Raw genomic sequence first — 17,412 nt, 5'->3', positions numbered from 1 at the left:
TCATGCACATCGATCTGACAGGCAAGACCGCGGTCGTCACCGCTTCCACCGCCGGCATCGGGCTGGCGATCGCAGAAGGGCTCGCGCACGCGGGCGCACGTGTCGTCATCAACGGACGCAGCGACGGGTCGGTCGACGCCGCGCTCGCGCTGTTGCGCACCGCGGCGCCCGACGCGGACATCGACGGCGTCGCCGCCGACCTGTCCGACGCCACCGGCGTCGCGCGCATTACGCAGCACACGCCGGAGGCCGACATCCTCGTCAACAACGCGGGCATCTACGGGCTGAAGGGTTTCTTCGACATCGATGACGACGAATGGACCCACTACTTCCAGATGAACGTGATGTCAGGCGTGCGTCTCGCACGGCATTATCTGAAGGGCATGCTCGAGCGCAACGCGGGCCGCATCGTGTTCATTTCGTCGGAATCGGGCCTGAACATCCCGGTCGACATGATTCACTACGGGTTCACGAAGACCGCGCAGCTGGCGATCGCGCGCGGCCTCGCGAAGGTCGCGGCCGGTACCAGCGTGACCGTCAATTCGGTGCTGCCGGGGCCGACGATGTCGGAAGGTGTGCGCGCAATGCTGAAAGCGACGGCCGACGAAACCGGCCGCAGCATCGACGAAGTCGCGGTGGATTTCGTGCGCAGCCAGCGCGCGAGCTCGATCATTCAGCGGCCGGCAACGACGGAGGAAGTCGCGAATCTCGTCGTGTACGTATGCTCGCCGCAGGCGTCGGCGACGACGGGCGCGGCATTGCGCGTCGATGGTGGCGTGGTCGATACGATTGCTTGATGGCCCCGCTGGCCGGATGACGGGCGCGGCAGGTACACCGAGCACCCCGCCGCGCTATCGGGAAACGGTCTTGCCCGACTGAAGCGTGCCCTTGCGGTCGGCGTCCATGCAGGTATCGAAGCCGTATTGCGTGACGGCACCGGCCTTGTCGAACACGACGAAGTAAGGCCGGTGATCGTTGCCGTGCTCGATGAAGTAGTTGTAGCAGACGCCGCTGCCGTTGCGGACCATCCACACGCTGCGCGGGTTGCCGCCCGCGCGGACGACGTCGGCGCGCGTCGCGCCGTGCCGCGACGCAGCCCTCGCCAGCGGCGTGCGCGAATACGAGAACGGCAGCCACGGGTCGAACCACGCGCAGCCGTGCAGCATCAGGCAACTGGCGGCCAGCGACAGCGTCGCGGCGGGACGGTACATCGGAATCAATCGCATGCTTGGAGAAATCTGCTGCGCCATGCCGGCGTGATCGAAAGCCCCATGCTACTCGACCTTTGGGTCCGGATCGAAAAGAAATGTAGAGACCTGTGTCCGACGCCCCGCTCGACGCCGTCCGGCCCGCGCCCGATCGTTGCGAACCGTTGCGGCACCGCGCCGCCTCGCACGCGCGTCGATGCCGTTGCGCCAATGATCCGCATCGGCGCAACGATCGGCATCGTCAGGCGACCCATTCGGCCCACAGCATCGTCAGCACCGTCATCAGCGCCGGGCCGACGAACAGCCCGATCAGCCCGAACGTCTCGGCGCCGCCGAGGATGCCGAACAGCACGAGCAGGAACGGCAAGCGGGTCGAGCTGCCGATCAGCACCGGCCGCACGAAATGCTCGGCGACGAACACGACCACGAAGCCGACCACCAGCACCACGACGGCCCACACGGTCGCCCCCTGCACGAACAGCCAGAGCGCCGCGCCGCAGAACACGATCGGCGCGCAGAACGGCAGCATCGCGGCGACGGCCGTGACGAGACCGAGCAGCGCCGCGTGCGGCACGCCCGCCAGCGCATAGGCGACGCCGAGAATCGCGCCCTCGCCCAGCCCGACGACGACGAGCCCCGTCACCGTCCCGTACACCGCCGCGACCATCCGTTCGATCAGCTCGCCGCCACCGGGGCCGAACGCGCGCCGCGCGCCGTGCAGCAATGCGCCCGACAACTTGTGGCCGGCCCTCAGGATCACAAACAGCGTGACCAGCATGAAGCCGAACTCGAACAGCGCATGCGCGAGCTTGGTGCCGAACTGCCGCCCGAACGCGATGAATTTCTCGCCGCTCGCGCCGTGCATCGCGGCGCCCGCATGCAGCGGATGACCGAGATTGGCCTGCCACCACTCGGTAACCTGCGCGGCCCCGTACGGCAGCCGGGCGATCACATCGGGCAGCGGAATGCCGTTGTCCTGGACCGACTGCAGCCACATGCGCAGGTCGTGCTCCTGCGCGATCGCCTGCCCGAGCGCGAGCGCGATCGGCAGGATCACCAGCAGCGACACGCCCACGGTGATCACGGTCGCGATCAGGGTCGGCCGGTTGCGAAACCAGCGTCCGGATTCGAGGCGTTTCAGCAACGGCCACAACGCGATCGCGATCACGCACGCCCACGCGATGGCGGGGAGGAAGTCGCGGATCACCCACAGCGCGAGCAGCAGCAGCGCCGCATACAGCACGGCGCGGGCGATCTGCTGAGCGCGCGGCCGCGCGGCGGAATCCTGGGACGGCGACACATGTACGCGCATGGCACCTCTGTCGAAATGAAAAAAATGGCGGTTCGCGCAGGCCGGAAGCCTGTACGAACCGCCATTCTATCCATCGGCACCGCAACGGCATGCGGTCGCGATGTCATGCATCGTCAAATGCGTGCCGCCAACGCGGCGCCGCCGCGCGCTGCAACGCGTGCTCAGGCCACCTTGTCGGCGACGCGGTAGCGTTCGAGCCAATGCGCGTACGGCGCGGGCAGCGTCCACGACGGACGCTCGACGCCGAGCTGCTTGGCCGCGTAGTACGGCCAGTGCGGATCGGCAAGATGCGCGCGGCCGACCATCACGAGGTCGAGCTGCTGCTCGGCGACGACGCGATTGGCGAGTTGCGGCGTGTCGATGCCCCATGCGGACGACACCGGCAGGCCGGCCTCGCGGCGCACGCGTTCGGCGATCGGTGCGAGGAACGCCGGGCCCCACGGAATCTGCGCGTCGGGCGTCGAGAAGCCGACCGACACGCTCAGCATGTCGAGCCCTTCCTGTTTCATCCGCTGCGTGAGCGCGATCGATTCGGCGAGCGTCTCTTCGTCGCGGCCGTCGTATTCGATCACGCCGAGACGCGCGGTCAGCGGCAGATGCTCCGGCCAGACCTGACGGACGGCCTTCAGCGTGTCGACGATGAAGCGGCCGCGGTTTTCGGCGGAACCGCCGTACTCGTCGTCGCGCTGGTTCGCATGCACCGAGAAGAAGCTCTGGCCGAGATAGCCGTGCGCGAAGTGCAGCTCGAGCCATTCGAAGCCGAGGTCGCGGGCGCGCTTCGCCGACGCGACGAAGTCGGCCTGCACGCGGGCGATGTCGTCGTGCGTCATCGCGCGCGGCACCTTCGGCAGGTGCGCGCCGAACGGCACGGCCGACGGTGCGATGGTCTGCCAGCCGCGCGGATCGCCTTCGGCGATATGGTCGTCGCCTTCCCACGGACGGTTCGCGCTCGCCTTGCGGCCCGCATGCGCGATCTGGATGCCCGGCACCGCACCGGCCGCCTTGATCGCCGCGACCGACGGCGCGAACGCCTCGGCCTGCGCGTCGGTCCACAGCCCGGCGCAGCCCGGCGTGATGCGGCCTTCGGGCGACACGGCCGTCGCCTCGGCGATCACGAGGCCCGCGCCGCCGCGCGCGATGCTGGCCAGATGCACGTGATGCCAGTCGTTGACGACGCCGTCTTCGGCGACGTACTGGCACATCGGCGGCACCGCGATGCGGTTGCGCAGCGTGACATCCTTGAGTTTGAACGGTTCGAACAGGGCAGACATCGACACTCCTTTGCTTGGTTCTACGAAACGACTGGATGACCCGCCGTGCGTGTGCACGGCGGAGCGATGGGGGCCGTCGCGAGGCGCGGCGCGCCCGACGATGGAAGCGGCGTGGCGCCGGTCATGCCGGCGCCGCCCGGCTCACTGGCGGCCGAGCTTCGCGAGCAGCGCCTCGGCAGCGGGTTCCGACGACGCGGGATTCTGCCCGGTAATCAGCAGCCCGTCGGTGACGACATGCGGCGCCCAGTCGGCGCTGCGCTCGAACTGCGCGCCGTTGGTCGTCAGCATGTCCTCGACGAGGAACGGCACCACTTCCGTCAGCTCGACGGCCGCTTCCTCGCTGTTGGTGAAGCCGGTCACGCGCTTGCCGCGCACGACCGACTCGCGGGTTTTCGGATCCTTCACGTGACGCAGCACGCCCGGCGCATGGCACACGGCCGCGACCGGCTTGCCGGCCGCCAGCGCGCGCTCGATCAGGCCGATCGAATGCAGATCCTCGGCGAGATCCCATAGCGGACCATGCCCGCCCGGATAGAACACCGCGTCGTAATCGTCGACCGACACGTCGGTCAGCTTGCGGGTGGCGGCGAGCTCGGCCTTGGCCGCCGGATCCGCGTCGAAACGGCGCGTCGCGTCGGTTTGCGCGGTCGGATCGCTGCTTTTCGGGTCGAGCGGCGGCTGACCGCCCTTCGGCGACGCGAGCGTCAGCTCGACGCCCGCATCCTTGAACGCGTAGTACGGTGCGGCCAGTTCCTCGAGCCAGAAGCCCGTTTTCTTGCCGGTGTCGCCGAGCGTGTCGTGCGAGGTCAGGACAACCAGAATCTTCATGATCGGACACTCCTTCGAAATGGGGAAACGGCGCCGCGTCATGGCCGCGGCCAGCGTGACGCACGCCGCGGGCCGGCGACGACGGCTCGCCTGCCGGTTAGTCAGCTGGCGCGCGTCAACGTGCCGGCCATCTACCGAAAATGTTGCCCGGGGCTATTAGACCAGTCGTCTAGACGAGCCCCGAAAAAAACGACGGCATCTCCTGCACGGCCAGCATCGCCGCGCGATATGGCATTTTCGCGTCCGGCTGAGTGCGGCAGGTATGGCGTCGCATTCATTGAGACCGGATCATAGCCTCGGATTAGACCGGTCGTCTAGTAACATCGTGTTCGGCCCTGTCGTTGACATGGCTTTTCGACGTTTCCTCTCACTACCAGCCGGTCGCCGTCCACAGCGACCGGCTGATGACGGAATCACACGTCAACCGACATGACCTGCTGCGATGCAACCAGCTTCGGCGGCGTCGGGCACTTGCAAATACACAGATCGTCGCTCAGCGCGACGCGCCTTCCATCCGGCCCTGTCATCGGAAGTCGCGGGCCGTCGCATTGAATCTTGCCAATCGACTTGCAAGCCGGACAAATCACGTCGTCGTCTTCGTGGGCGATATGTTTATCCTCCAATACGAACGGTGTCCCCTTTGCTCGGACCGTTCCGGCCACGGTCGTGTGATCACCGTCGAGGATCAGGTATCGAGTCATGATTTCCGTGGCCTATTCAAAATCAAGCCTGGTCGAGGTAAGCGACGAGTTCCCACGCGACAGAAGCAATGTGCTGCCTCGTACCCAACATGCTGTCGAGAATTGCCAACCGTCGAGGCTCATGCACCACGACGGACGGCAACGAGTCGCCCTTCAGAAACCTGCGTGTCGCATCGCCGGCCTGACCTGCATCCAGTTTCGCGCACCATACCCCGTCTTCCGGGCACTGCTGGCCCGTTTGCGCTACGGTCCCCAACGGTAGGCGTGCCGCCACGGTCTGCGGCTGATCCTGTTGCGAAGTCTTTTCGGTTTTCCCTTCGAGCGGCAAACCGGTTTTCGGATCGAGATTTTGGGCTTTCGCCATCTCATTGATCATCTCGTCCGAAGGCTTCTGCGGCGGGACAGCAGCTTCCTGTTCCTTCTGCCATTGGAAGGTGCCATCCCATGGCGGAAGCTGTGCGGGCGGAAGCGGCACGATCTTGTCGATGTCCGGAACCTTGGGATTGCGTCCGTCGTTACCGTCGATGAACTTACCGATCAAGGCGTAGCGGCGTGTTCGCTCCACATCATTTGGAAGCGACAGATATGAAAGCCGATCGGACTGAGGCGGAGCCTTGAACCCGTTTTCGAGCGCCAAAGCGGCTTGGGTGTTGCCTGCCGCTACACCCTTCTGAAAAGCATCGACCGCTTCGCTATACAACGCGCTATTCTTCAAATTAATTCCCAACGCGTTGGCTGCCTCGCCATACCCTTGGTCAGCCGCGCACCGACGCATCTGGCGCGCAATATCCGGGGCCTTGTCATGTGGGGCCAACAACTCGGCAACATATGTCTGCGCTTCCGGGCTCCCCAGATCGGCAGCCTTCCGAAAATAGCGCAGCGCCATCTCGGCATCTTGCCCCAGTCCATAGCCCGTTTCGAGATAGTGGCCGATGTCGTAATAGCCCGCGGGGATGCCTTGTTGAATCAGTCGCACGGCAAGCGCCACCGTCTCCTTCGGCGCATCGGGCGAGTCCGCCAAACCATCGGAAATCAACGACTGAAGATTCTGGTTGGCCTTGTAGTGCCCGTGCGCTGCCGCGATCCGGTAATAGCGCGCAACCTCGTTGAAATCCTTCGGACCGTCCTGCTTTTCCAAAAACCGTGCGTAACGAAACAGACTGTCTGCCTGTGGATCAAGCGACGGCAAATGATCGGCCTGATGCGTGCAGGTAAAAGCGAGGTTCGCACGCACGGCGCTCATGTCGGGCAACGATGTCACTGGCGCTTCCTTTTTCGTACAAGCGCAGGCCACGAGGGCAAGCGCAATGATGGTGGCGTATCGGTTCATGAATCAGTCGGAACGGGTAATTTTGTTCGAGGTTCGCATAAAACCGACTAGAGATGCGGCGGGGGACTGGTCGCCAGCCTTCTGAAAATCGGCGTTGTTATTGATGAGAAGCTCCCAATTCTTGAACGCTGCTTGGGGAGCATCCTGCGCTCCCCTCCCACCCGTGTGCAAATTCCATAATTGCTGCCGCAATCGCTTCGTCACATCGCCATGTTCGTGGCAGATGTTGAGTTCGCTGTCCGCTTCCATGCTGCGCGTATTGATGTTCGCCGAACCGATGGTTGTGAACGTGTCGTCAACCGTCATCAGCTTGGCATGTACGTACACAGGGTCCCATTTTCCCGGCGGTGAATCCGGCGCAACGAGCGTACAGACATGCACCTTGAGCCCCGGATAGTCGCGGTTCATTACCGGATGCGCCGGCCCCTTCATTTGCGACTCGATCCCGGCACGCTGCGCCTTGAGTTGATCGACTTTTTGCTTCGCCTGCGCAACCGCCTGCGTGGTCGCGGGCGTGTTCGCCATGCCTTGCATCTGAAGCGCGCCCAGATATTCCTGCCCGGCGTCCTGCTGTTTGCTTACCACGTCGGCAAATTGTTTTCTCAGGTCGGATTGGCGGTCGCTCTCCTGCAAGATCGCTCCCACGCCCGGCATCGATTTCGCCTGTCCCAACGCATCAAGCATGCGATACGTGGTCAGCGTTCCCGTACCCACCGCCGCGTCGGTGGAGTTCGTGATGACGAACAGATACACCACGCCGTGCTTGCCGGAATCTCGCCCCCACTTCTGTTGCTGCACCGCGACCGCCTTGATCCTCTCTGCGAGCGGCACCCACCGGAAATACTGATTTTCGATAAAGACATGCTGCGTCGCGTTATTGACGGCCTGAAGATACAGCTTCTCGATGTCGCGCTTGCCCTTCTGCGACTGCGTGCGCAGTATCTGCGACATGACACGGGTGTCGCCACCCGGATCGATTCGCACCTTCAGTCGCGTGTGCAGACCCTTGCGTTTCTCGGCAAGGCCTTGTCCTGTTGCATCGTCCCACGCCTGACAGAAATTTTCGTTCAGGTAGCGTAGCACCGGTCCTGTCACCCACGCAGAGATATCCTGCCATGGCGAAAGCCCGTTGCGGCCCGTCGTCGGCGTCTTGCGCACGTAGCTGTGATCGTTCGTGTCCCAGTACTGGTCGAGCATGTTGTGCCCCATGACGAAGCCACGCGCATTCTCCGGGTCTTCGTAATCGACAAGTACCATTTTCTGGTGATGCGTCGGTTCGGCCAATCCCATCGATGCACTGTTCTGCGCGCGCGTCAAAACATCGCGGTCCCGGTCCTTTCCATGCCAGAACGTATGCCACGCGATTTCGGCGCGATTGACCGCACTGAAACCGCGTGTCGCAAAGTCAATGTTTTTGAATGCTTCCTTTTGGTACAACGCGCCCTTGGCCGCAATATATACATCGCGCGGCCCTGCCGGTAAGCTGAGCGTAACGTTGTGCAGGTTCGCGCGCCGGTACCATTCCTCATCGATCTTGCGCTGCTGATCGGTCTGGTAGTCACGCGACATCATCGAGAACGTCTCATAGGCGGAATCCGGCAACCGTTGTTTGACATCCGTCGCGATGTCGTTGCCTGGCATGTTGTTTTCGCTGAGTTCCGATACGAACGCCGGATCGCGCCAGACCAACAACCGCACCTTGACGCCAGCTTCCCCCTTCTGACGCAGCAGTTCGCCAATGCCGACTCCTTGGCCGTCACGCTTGAACATCATCGAGGGCTGAAAGCCCCAGCAAATGATATCGATGGAATACCGCGCCTTCGAAATCTGCTCATACACGTGACCAAATGCTTCCTCGCCGTTCACAAGCGGACGAAAGGTCGCGGCAGCAGGGTTGTATTCGGTCTTTTGTACGAACCAGCGGAAAGTGACGGCTCCGCTGTTTGTGTGATTCAGCGCAATGGGCGTCGTTGCGACGAAGGGATCCGAAGCAAGTGAACTGTTTGCCATGACTATGCTTCCGAAGAAGGATTGAGCAGATCGCCATATATCTGCCGGTGCGCTGCGCGGTCTGCCGCGGCGGTGTCGCTGTCCGGCTGTCCCTCATGGAACTGGATACCCCGGTTCGCGAGCGCCCCGTTTGTCGGGTCGCGGTATTCGCCGGGCACCGGAATGTCGTGCCGGTCACCGTTCGCCAGTTCAAGCGTGTATTTCTGCGTCGCCACGTGGTGATCGATAGGTAACTGCCCGGACTTATCGAACACACCTTGCTTAACCAGCGCGCCGTCGGCATATAGCTTATAGGGCATTCCAACCGGGGCAACACCGGTTGAAGAAGGTGACGCAAATGTGTTCAGCGACAGTTTCAGAACCGGCGAATCCTTGAACGCCGGGTTCGTGATGTCGACTCGTGCAGGGCCGGCGAATGAATAGCTTGCGGCCTTGAAGTCGATCTTGCCCGGTGAGTGGATATTGATGCTGCCGTCCTGACTGATCTGGATGATCGCGCCGCCGCACAGAATCCGGATTTCCTTACCGGAAGCGACTTCGATGACATCCGTCACGGACCGGATGTGCAACGCCAGTTGGGCTGCCAAATCGATGACGCCGGCATGCGCCTGAATATCGATGTCGCCCTTGCCGGCGATTGCCTTCATCCCGCCGTTCTGCGCAAAGAGACTGATCACGTTGAGCGCCGCGACGATCAACGACTGTCCCGACGCGACGGTCGTGGTCTGACCGCTCACGAGGTTGATGAGCTGGTCCGCCGCGAGATGCACCGACTGCTGCGTCGACGCGGCAATTCCGGCCGGGCTGTCCAGCAGCATCACGGGTTCCTTGAAGGCGTTCGCGGTGCCCGTGCCGCCACCTGCCGTGCGACCGCCCTTGGCCTCGGGCGTCTGCGGCAATTCGAGTGCGTCAGTGAAATGCTTCAACGCATCGTGACCGGTGTTGAGGTCCGCCGCCTGATGCCCCTTGCTGGCTTCCGACAACGAATCGACCAAACTCCCCGCACGGGCCAGTTGCTGGCGTGCTTCTCGCACGTCCAGTTGTTCGGCGTCCGGGGACTTGTGCTGCGTACTGATCGCCATCCCCTGATTCGCGCGCATCGCACCGAACGCATCAGTATGGAGTTTGTAACCAATTCCGCGATAACCACCACGCGTATTGCCCGTCTGGTCAATCAGGTACCCTTGATGGAACAGGTGATAGGTGCCTCCGGTATAACTCGTCAGCCGCTGACCGCCCTGATGCGTGGAATCGTCGTGGATCAGGGCGTTGTACGCACCGGTATTGCCGAAGCCGCGCGACTGCTGGCCCGACTTCAGTACATCCGAATGCCACGGCTGCTGAGTGGTCCCCCCAGGCAACCGCCCCATCACGAACGGGCGATCACAGTCGCCTTGCCAGTAACCGATAGCAACCCATTCGCCCTTACGCGGCACATGAACCGCACCGTAGCCGTCACCGGTGTCGCCCTGCATGACGCGCATCCACGGCGACGTGTTGTACTCGTCCGGCTTACTCTGCCGGTCCCATGCGAATCGGCCACGAATCTCGTTGTTCTTGTTCGTCCATGCTTCCTCGCCGTTCGGTGCGCCGACCAGCAGATGCTCAACCTGCATCACCGGCTTCTTGTGTTCGAGCGGACTACGGTAGACGACATCGGCACGCTGCGCTTCGGTCTTCATCAAGAAGAAGCCGACGGAACCGTCATCCGCATGAGGCCGAGACACGGACGCGTGTTCGCATTCCGCCTGAACGCGGTCGAACTCCGGTTGCAGGCTGAACGGGAATGCCTCCGACTGACGGGCGAACGGCACGTTGTTCAGGATGAACCAGTGCATCTCGACCGCCAGAAACTCCCGGTCCTTTGAACCAGGTGCATCGTGGCGCGGATGGTCATTCAGCACGAACCGCGACCCTGCATCGAGCCAACGCACCCCGCCGACGCCGATAAAACGACGGGCCATCGCCTCCCATGCCTGCGTCCGAATCTGCGCACGGCGGGCACCGCTGTCGGCGTCCGGATAGCCCAAGGTCGTCGGTTCATACACCGTCGCCGGAACGCCCGGAACACTGAGGGTTTCCTTGTCACGGTAATGCTGGACCGTGTATGTGGTCGCCTCCATCAAACTTCCCGCCGCGAAGCTGGAACCCGGTCGATCCTGATCGAACGAAGTGGACTTAAATTCCGTTGGCTGCGCCGTCTGCTGCATCACCCACTGCGTCAAGCCATCGATTTCATCGCCCGCATTGCTCCGGGAATACGTGACATCGTGTGCTTCCGGCAACGCCGAAACGCTATCCACGATAACCAGCATGGTCTTCGGCGGCTCGTTATCCTTAACGGGAGCATGCTCCCAATAGAAGTACCACCCCTCGTCTTCCAGTAAGCGTTGAACGAAATTCAAGTCCGATTCGCTCTGCCGCGTGTAAGTGCGCGTACTTGGCTGGGTGCTCAGATTGAACCGGTAGTACCCGCGCAACTGGGGGTATTTGTCGAAGACGGTGCTGATACTTTGGACGGCGTTCGAGTCCAGCCAGTAATAATCGTCACGACCTTCACCCAAGAAGAACAGGGCCGACGCAAACTCGATCTGGTAAAGCGAAAGTGCGCCGTCGGCTCCCAAGCGCCTGATCTGATGCACGAAGCCGTGAACCGGTCGGTATTCAACGTTGGAGAAGGAAGCCGCCGGTTGCTGAATCAGTAACGACACCTGCTGATGCATCAGTGCGAGCAATTCGATGTCGTCGCGCGTGGATACCGCATCAACAGTCCAACGATAGTCGCGGCCAATCTTCGACCAGCCTTTCGCGCGAACGGGGGTGAGTACGTTATCGCCCAACGGGGTGCGCAGCGTAAGCAAACGACCATGCTGCATGAGACCACGGTTGATTGCGTCGAAGATGTCGCTGTATCTCAAACTCCCCGAATCTGTCGGTCTGAGTGCCATCTGTTGTTGTCCTTGTCTCTCAGGTTCGACCGTCACAAGGATGCATCGCAAAAAGGACGGTCCGCGGTCGCTCATACTGCCGCTCGCGCGAGTTTATCCGGAATAAGGCAGATACGTGACATAGGCTGGATTCGTCGGCCGTTTGTTTGACGATTTTTTACGTGGCCTCCGGAAACAATTCACCAAGCGACAAAGGATTGCGTTATTTCTTTCGTTTTGCTTTCGTCTCTTTGCAAGGCTTGGTAACTCCGTCTGCGGGGGCAAGCGGCCTAGAGACAACATGTGGGCACTCGCGTTTCGGCACGATTGGCGACAGCCAGTCGTTAGCGAGAAATTCACTGATCCACGTCTGGGCGTCTGCAATGACGCAGGACGCCGAATTCAGCATTTGTTCATTTCGGAAAACTAGCCGCCCAGCGGCCCGTCCGTGTCCCCTGCCTCGATCACCGGCATCTCGAGCCGCTGGCCGCGCACGCCGTCCACGAGCAACCCGAGCATCAAATCCGCCAGCGCACGTCCGGACGCCTGCCCCGTCGGCTGCAAGACCGCCGTCACGCGATACGGATGCGCGACATCCGGCGGCACGCCGTCATAGACGATCAACGACATGTCCCGCCCCAGGCGCACGCCGCGGTCGACCAGCGCGCGGAACGCGCCGCCGCCCGCGATATTGTTGTCGACGAGCAGCGCCGTCGGTGGTTCGGCCCGCTCGAGCAACGTCTGCACGCCCTGCTGCCCGCCGTCGCGCGTAAACGCACACTCGACGAGCAGCGCCGGATCAGGCTCGATGTCGGCCTCGCGCAGCGCCGCGAGATAGCCGGCGCGACGCTGCATCGCGAAATTGAGCGACAGCGGCGCGCTGATCATCGCGATGCGGCGATGGCCGAAGCCGATCAGGCGTCGCACCGCATCGCGTGCGCCCGCTTCGTTGTCGAAATCGAACCACGCGTAGGGTTCGACGGCCTGGGTGCGGCCATACGCGACGTACGGAAACGCATTCGCCCTCAGGTACGCGAGCCGCGGATCGTCGACCAGCGTGCGCGCGACGATCAGCCCGTCGACGAGTTTGCCGTCCACGAGCCGTCGATAGGTGTCCAGCTCGGCGTTCGGCCGCGCGGACGCGATGATGAAGTCGAGATTGCGCTCCGCCAGCCGCTCGGTGATGCCCGCGACGACTTCGCCGAAACGCGGATCGCCGAGATCGCCCGCGCCGAATGGATAGACGATGCCGATCGCGTCGGAGCGCCCGGTCGCCAGCCGGCGCGCGGTCGGATCCGCGACGTAACCGAGCTCCCGCGCGGCCTTCATCACGCGCTCGCGGGTCGCCTCGCTCACGTCGTCATAGCCGTTCAGCGCGCGACTGACCGTCGTGCGCGACAGCCCGAGCGCGTCCGACAGCGCCTTCAGATTCACCTTCACGTCGCTCCTCGCGTTGTGCATGCCAGTCGGCAAAACCCGCTTGCGCGGCAATTATTGCCGATTGGTAGTTATTACCGTCAAATATTTATCTTTTGACGTCCAAACCGGTTTGAAATAGCATCCGAACCGGTTTGGACATCGATGCCACCTTCAGCCGTTCCCTTTCACCGTCAACGGAAACAAAGCCGACATGACTTATTTTCCTTTTTGCCGCGCGACTGCGGCCAAACGTTTGCTGTTCACCGGCGCCGCACTGGCCGCTTTCGCGGCCGCCGCGCATGCGCAGACCGCCGGGGCGCCCGCGCCGACGCCGCACACGCAGCAGGCCTACGACCCCGAGGGCAACTTCACGATGCGCTGGACCCGTGCGGACATCCGCCAGATCGTCGCGCAGTCGCATACGGCCGGCGCCGACAAGAATTCGCTGCCGCAAGCGCTGTCGATGCCGGACATTCCGCAGGACTTCCCGCTGATCAACTCCAACGTGTGGGTGTGGGACACCTGGCCGCTGGCCGACCTGCGCGCGAACCAGCTCAGCTACAAGGGCTGGGAAGTGATCTTCTCGCTGACCGCCGACCCGCACGCCGGCTACACGTTCGATGATCGTCACGTCCATGCGCGCATCGGCTTCTTCTATCGCCGGGCCGGCGTTCCCGCATCGCAGCGGCCGGCGAACGGCGGCTGGATCTGGGGCGGCCATCTGTTCCCGGACGGCGCGAGCGCCAAGGTGTTCGGCACGTCGCCGATGACCAACAACGCCGAATGGTCGGGCTCCGCGCGCCTCACGCACGGCGACAACGTCAGCCTCTACTACACCGCGACGTCGTTCAACCGCTCGGCACCCGGCGGCGCCGACATCACGCCGCCGCAGGCGATCATCACGCGCGCGGACGGCCATATCCAGGCCGACGACAAGCACGTGTGGTTCACCGGCTTCGACGATCACAAGGCGCTGCTGCAGCCGGACGGCAACTACTACCAGACGGGCCAGCAAAACACCTACTTCTCGTTCCGCGATCCGTTCGTGTTCACCGATCCCGCGCATCCGGGCAAGACCTACATGGTGTTCGAAGGCAATACGGGCGGCCAGCGCGGCGCCCGGACCTGTACCGAGGCCGACCTCGGCTACGCGCCGAACGATCCGTACAAGGAAGACCTGAACGCGGTGATGAACTCGGGCGCAGTGTATCAAAAGGCCAATGTCGGCCTGGCGGTCGCAACGAATCCGCAGCTCACCGAATGGAAGTTCCTGCCGCCGATCCTGTCCGCGAACTGCGTCGACGACCAGACCGAGCGTCCGCAGATCTACCTGAAGGACGGCAAGTACTACCTGTTCACGATCAGCCACCGCACGACGATGGCCGCCGGCGTCGACGGGCCTGACGGCGTCTATGGCTTCGTCGGCAACGGCATCCGCAGCGACTACCTGCCGCTGAACGGCGGCAGCGGGCTCGTGCTCGGCAACCCGACCGACTTCTCCGCGCCGGCCGGTGCGCCGTACTCGCAGGACCCGAACCAGAACCCGCGCGAGTTCCAGTCGTATTCGCACTACGTGATGCCGGGCGGGCTCGTCGAGTCGTTCATCGATGCGATCGGTCCGCGTCGCGGCGGCACGCTCGCGCCGACCGTGAAGGTCAACATCAACGGTACGTCGACGGCAGTCGACCGCAGCTACGGTCGCGGCGGCCTCGGCGGGTACGGCGAGATTCCGTCGAACCTGCCCGCGACGGGCGCCGGCCACAACGACGGCGGCTCCGGCACCCGGCCGTAACGGCCGCGGCCGCCTGGCCGCCAGTTCGGCGGGTACGCATCGCGCGTGCCGCGTGTGCGCCCGCCCTTTTTGTTCCGCAGATCGCGCATGTCGCCGCCGTACGCGGCATGCGCCCTTCCTACCCGCTTCGCGCAGCGGAGCACGGGCCCCCGCATGAAATCGACGTTTTCCCGCTTTTCCTTCCGGTTCGCCTGCCTGCTCGCCTGTGCGGGCAGCATGCACGCAACCTGCGCCGCGCCGCCCGCGAGCGCGACGCCGCAATGGCGACCCGCCATCCATTACACGCCGCAACGCAACTGGATGAACGATCCGAACGGCCTCGTCTACGAAAACGGCCGCTATCACCTGTTCTACCAGTACAACCCGCTCGGCCACGACTGGGGCAACATGTCGTGGGGCCACGCGACCAGCACCGACCTCGTCCACTGGCGCGAGCAGCCGGTCGCGATGCGCGCGAATGCCACGGAGGAAATCTTCTCCGGCTCGATCGTCGCCGACACGCACAATACGTCCGGCCTCGGCGCGCCGGGCGAGACGCCGCTCGTCGCGCTCTATACGAGCGTCTACAAGGCCGGCTCCGGTCACGCGCCCGGCACGCAGGCGCAGTCGCTCGCGTACAGCCTCGACCACGGCGCGACGTGGCAGCCCTATGCGCGCAATCCGGTGCTCACGCTCGATCCGGAATCGAAGCAGTTCCGCGACCCGAAGGTGTCGTGGTATGCGCCCGGGCGCTACTGGGTGATGACGACAGTCGTCGCCGACGCACACGTCGTCAAGCTTTACCGTTCCGACGACCTGATCCACTGGTCGTTCCTGAGCGACTTCACGCTGCCGGACGTGCCGCACGCGGGCGCGCTGTGGGAAATGCCCGACCTCGTGCCGCTGCCCGTCGACGACGATCCGCGCCACATCAAATGGGTCATGATCGTCAACGTCAACCCGTGGTCGATCGCCGGCGGCTCCGGCGCAATGTATTTCGTCGGCAATTTCGACGGCCGCACGTTCGTCCCCGACCGCGTCGCGCCGGCCGGCTCGGACCCCGCGCAATTCCGCTGGGTCGATCATGGCGCCGATTTCTATGCGGCCGGTACGTTCTCGGGTGCGCCGGGCGCACGCCCCGTCGCGATTGCGTGGATGAGCAACTGGGACTACGCGGCCAAAGCGCCGACGGCGCCCTGGCGCGGCGCGATGACGTTGCCGCGCGAGTTCGCGCTGAAGACGATCGGCGGCGAACCCACGCTCTTCGTGACGCCGGCCGCCGCGTTCGATGCGTGGGCCGACGGGCGGCCCGCCGTGCATGAAGGCGATCTGAGCGTCGAATCCGCCACGCGCGCGTTGTCGGCCGCCACGCGCGGCGTCGTGCAGCGCATCACGGTGACGATCGAGCCGCGGCGCGCGGCCCGCGCCGGGGTGATCGTCCGCGGATCGGCGGACGGCGCGATCGGCACTCGGATCGTGTACGACACCGCGAAGCGCACGCTGACGCTCGACCGCTCGCGCTCGGGCGCGACGGATTTCGCCGGAAACTTCAGCCGCGAGCACATCGTCGATCTGCCGCTCGAGAACGGGCGAGTGCAGCTTGAAATCGTCGTCGATCGCGGTTCGGTCGAAGTGTTCGCGAACGGCGGTCGCGTCGCGCTCACGGACCTGATCTTTCCGCCCCGCGAGGCCGACCGCGTCGCCGTGTTCGCCGAGCATGGCAGCGCGACGTTCTCGGGGCTGACGGTGACGCAGCTCGATGCGGGGCACGCACGTGACGACTGCGCATCGCGCTAGCGATACGCGTTGACGGCGGGGCTGCGCCGCCCGACGAGGCGCTGCAGCCCTGCCGGTTTCACGCTCAGAGCAAGCCCATCCCGCCCGACGCGATGATTTCCGCGCCGACGATGAAGGCGGACTCGGGCGCGCTCAGGTGCAGCACCGTCGACGCGATTTCGTCCGGCGTGCCGAACCGACCGATCGGGACGAGGCCCCTGATCTTGTCGGCCGTCTCGTCGAGCGCTGCCGCATCCAGGCCGAGCTTGCCGTACAGCGGCGTCTGCACCGGCCCGGGGCTCACCACGTTCACCCGCACGCCGTGCGGCAGCAATTCCGTCGACAGCGTCTTCGCGAACGAATTGACGGCCGCCTTGCTCGCCGCATACACGGACGAACCGGGCATCCCGATGTGCGCGTTGATCGACCCGTTGATCACGATCGACGCACCACGGTTCAGCAGCGGGACCAGCGACTGGATCTGGAAATACGCGCCCTTCACGTTGGTGTTGAACACGAGGTCCCACATCGCCTCGTCGCTATCCGCGAACGGCGCGAGTTTCGCGACGCCCGCATTGATGAACACCGCGTCGAGCCGCACGCCGGACGCTGTGAGCGCATCGGCCAGCGCCCGTGCCGACGCGACGCTGCCGGCCTCGTTGCGGATCGCGAGCGCGCCGTCGCCGAGGGTTTCGCGTGCGGCGGCGAGCGTTTGCTCGTCGCGGCCGGTGATGACGACCCGCGCGCCTTCGGCCGCGAATGCCCGTGCGGCCGCCAGGCCGATGCCGCTGTTGCCGCCCGTGACCAGAACCGTCTTTCCTTCGAAGCGTTGCATGATGTTCTCCTGTGAACCGGTGAG

The 17,412-nt window shown here is 64.1% G+C and carries 13 protein-coding genes; 3 read left to right on the top strand and 10 right to left on the bottom strand.

Translation table 11 applies throughout. The annotated features are described in order from the left end of the window. The first annotated feature begins 2 nt into the window (after nt 1–2). The gene (locus ACP26O_RS28025; protein WP_175662834.1) at nt 3–797 is read left to right on the top strand and encodes an SDR family NAD(P)-dependent oxidoreductase; all 795 of its coding nucleotides are present in this window, start codon (nt 3–5) and stop codon (nt 795–797) included. A 54-nt stretch (nt 798–851) separates the two neighbouring features. Here ACP26O_RS28025 and ACP26O_RS28020 read toward each other — a convergent pair whose 3' ends face one another. The 9 genes from ACP26O_RS28020 to ACP26O_RS27980 all read right to left on the bottom strand — a co-directional run bounded on the left by ACP26O_RS28020 (nt 852) and on the right by ACP26O_RS27980 (nt 13,048). Next, a complete protein-coding gene (locus ACP26O_RS28020; protein WP_175662835.1) occupies nt 852–1,226 on the bottom strand; it encodes a hypothetical protein in 375 nt (124 codons plus the stop codon). A 223-nt stretch (nt 1,227–1,449) separates the two neighbouring features. Continuing rightward, entirely contained in the window at nt 1,450–2,520 is a 1,071-nt protein-coding gene (locus tag ACP26O_RS28015; RefSeq protein WP_175662836.1) for an AI-2E family transporter, read from the bottom strand. A gap of 161 nt (nt 2,521–2,681) precedes the next feature. Continuing rightward, nucleotides 2,682–3,791 carry an NADH:flavin oxidoreductase/NADH oxidase gene (locus ACP26O_RS28010; protein ID WP_006754894.1) on the bottom strand — a complete coding sequence of 370 codons (1,110 nt, stop codon included), beginning with the start codon at nt 3,789–3,791 and terminating at the stop codon, nt 2,682–2,684. 141 nt (nt 3,792–3,932) lie between these two features. Next, the gene (locus tag ACP26O_RS28005; protein ID WP_105832793.1) at nt 3,933–4,619 is read right to left on the bottom strand and encodes a type 1 glutamine amidotransferase domain-containing protein; all 687 of its coding nucleotides are present in this window, start codon (nt 4,617–4,619) and stop codon (nt 3,933–3,935) included. Nucleotides 4,620–5,032: 413 nt separating this feature from the next. Next, entirely contained in the window at nt 5,033–5,320 is a 288-nt protein-coding gene (locus ACP26O_RS28000; RefSeq protein ID WP_175662837.1) for a PAAR domain-containing protein, read from the bottom strand. Between the two features lie 22 nt (nt 5,321–5,342). Further along, nucleotides 5,343–6,650, bottom strand: coding sequence for an SEL1-like repeat protein (locus ACP26O_RS27995; RefSeq protein ID WP_244098263.1), 1,308 nt, complete (start codon nt 6,648–6,650; stop codon nt 5,343–5,345). A gap of 3 nt (nt 6,651–6,653) precedes the next feature. Continuing rightward, nucleotides 6,654–8,660 carry a phospholipase D-like domain-containing protein gene (locus ACP26O_RS27990; protein WP_175662838.1) on the bottom strand — a complete coding sequence of 669 codons (2,007 nt, stop codon included), beginning with the start codon at nt 8,658–8,660 and terminating at the stop codon, nt 6,654–6,656. A 2-nt stretch (nt 8,661–8,662) separates the two neighbouring features. Next, nucleotides 8,663–11,608, bottom strand: coding sequence for a type VI secretion system Vgr family protein (locus ACP26O_RS27985; RefSeq protein ID WP_426356346.1), 2,946 nt, complete (start codon nt 11,606–11,608; stop codon nt 8,663–8,665). 405 nt (nt 11,609–12,013) lie between these two features. Next, nucleotides 12,014–13,048, bottom strand: coding sequence for a substrate-binding domain-containing protein (locus ACP26O_RS27980; RefSeq protein ID WP_175662840.1), 1,035 nt, complete (start codon nt 13,046–13,048; stop codon nt 12,014–12,016). A gap of 169 nt (nt 13,049–13,217) precedes the next feature. Between ACP26O_RS27980 and ACP26O_RS27975 the strand changes: the two genes are divergently transcribed. Further along, entirely contained in the window at nt 13,218–14,798 is a 1,581-nt protein-coding gene (locus ACP26O_RS27975; RefSeq protein WP_175662841.1) for a glycoside hydrolase family 68 protein, read from the top strand. Between the two features lie 153 nt (nt 14,799–14,951). Then, nucleotides 14,952–16,574: a glycoside hydrolase family 32 protein gene (locus ACP26O_RS27970; RefSeq protein WP_175662842.1), complete on the top strand. Its 1,623-nt coding sequence runs from the start codon at nt 14,952–14,954 to the stop codon at nt 16,572–16,574. Between the two features lie 64 nt (nt 16,575–16,638). Here ACP26O_RS27970 and ACP26O_RS27965 read toward each other — a convergent pair whose 3' ends face one another. Beyond that, entirely contained in the window at nt 16,639–17,388 is a 750-nt protein-coding gene (locus ACP26O_RS27965) for an SDR family oxidoreductase (RefSeq protein ID WP_041491642.1), read from the bottom strand. Between the last annotated feature and the right edge of the window lie 24 nt (nt 17,389–17,412).

Origin of the sequence: Burkholderia sp. R-40 (assembly GCF_049942845.1) — a bacterium.
Taxonomy (GTDB): domain Bacteria; phylum Pseudomonadota; class Gammaproteobacteria; order Burkholderiales; family Burkholderiaceae; genus Burkholderia; species Burkholderia ambifaria.
This window is presented reverse-complemented; position numbering and strand designations above follow the sequence as displayed.

Excerpts from the sequence above, each read along its gene's own strand:
- ACP26O_RS28015 (WP_175662836.1), bottom strand. The coding sequence starts at position 2,520 with ATGCGCGTACATGTGTCGCCGTCCCAGGATTCCGCCGCGCGGCCGCGC.
- ACP26O_RS28020 (WP_175662835.1), bottom strand. The coding sequence starts at position 1,226 with ATGCGATTGATTCCGATGTACCGTCCCGCCGCGACGCTGTCGCTGGCC.
- ACP26O_RS27970 (WP_175662842.1), top strand. The coding sequence starts at position 14,952 with ATGAAATCGACGTTTTCCCGCTTTTCCTTCCGGTTCGCCTGCCTGCTC.
- ACP26O_RS28000 (WP_175662837.1), bottom strand. The coding sequence starts at position 5,320 with ATGACTCGATACCTGATCCTCGACGGTGATCACACGACCGTGGCCGGA.
- ACP26O_RS27975 (WP_175662841.1), top strand. The coding sequence starts at position 13,218 with ATGACTTATTTTCCTTTTTGCCGCGCGACTGCGGCCAAACGTTTGCTG.
- ACP26O_RS28005 (WP_105832793.1), bottom strand. The coding sequence starts at position 4,619 with ATGAAGATTCTGGTTGTCCTGACCTCGCACGACACGCTCGGCGACACC.
- ACP26O_RS27995 (WP_244098263.1), bottom strand. The coding sequence starts at position 6,650 with ATGAACCGATACGCCACCATCATTGCGCTTGCCCTCGTGGCCTGCGCT.
- ACP26O_RS27980 (WP_175662840.1), bottom strand. The coding sequence starts at position 13,048 with ATGCACAACGCGAGGAGCGACGTGAAGGTGAATCTGAAGGCGCTGTCG.
- ACP26O_RS27985 (WP_426356346.1), bottom strand. The coding sequence starts at position 11,608 with ATGGCACTCAGACCGACAGATTCGGGGAGTTTGAGATACAGCGACATC.
- ACP26O_RS28010 (WP_006754894.1), bottom strand. The coding sequence starts at position 3,791 with ATGTCTGCCCTGTTCGAACCGTTCAAACTCAAGGATGTCACGCTGCGC.
- ACP26O_RS27965 (WP_041491642.1), bottom strand. The coding sequence starts at position 17,388 with ATGCAACGCTTCGAAGGAAAGACGGTTCTGGTCACGGGCGGCAACAGC.
- ACP26O_RS27990 (WP_175662838.1), bottom strand. The coding sequence starts at position 8,660 with ATGGCAAACAGTTCACTTGCTTCGGATCCCTTCGTCGCAACGACGCCC.
- ACP26O_RS28025 (WP_175662834.1), top strand. The coding sequence starts at position 3 with ATGCACATCGATCTGACAGGCAAGACCGCGGTCGTCACCGCTTCCACC.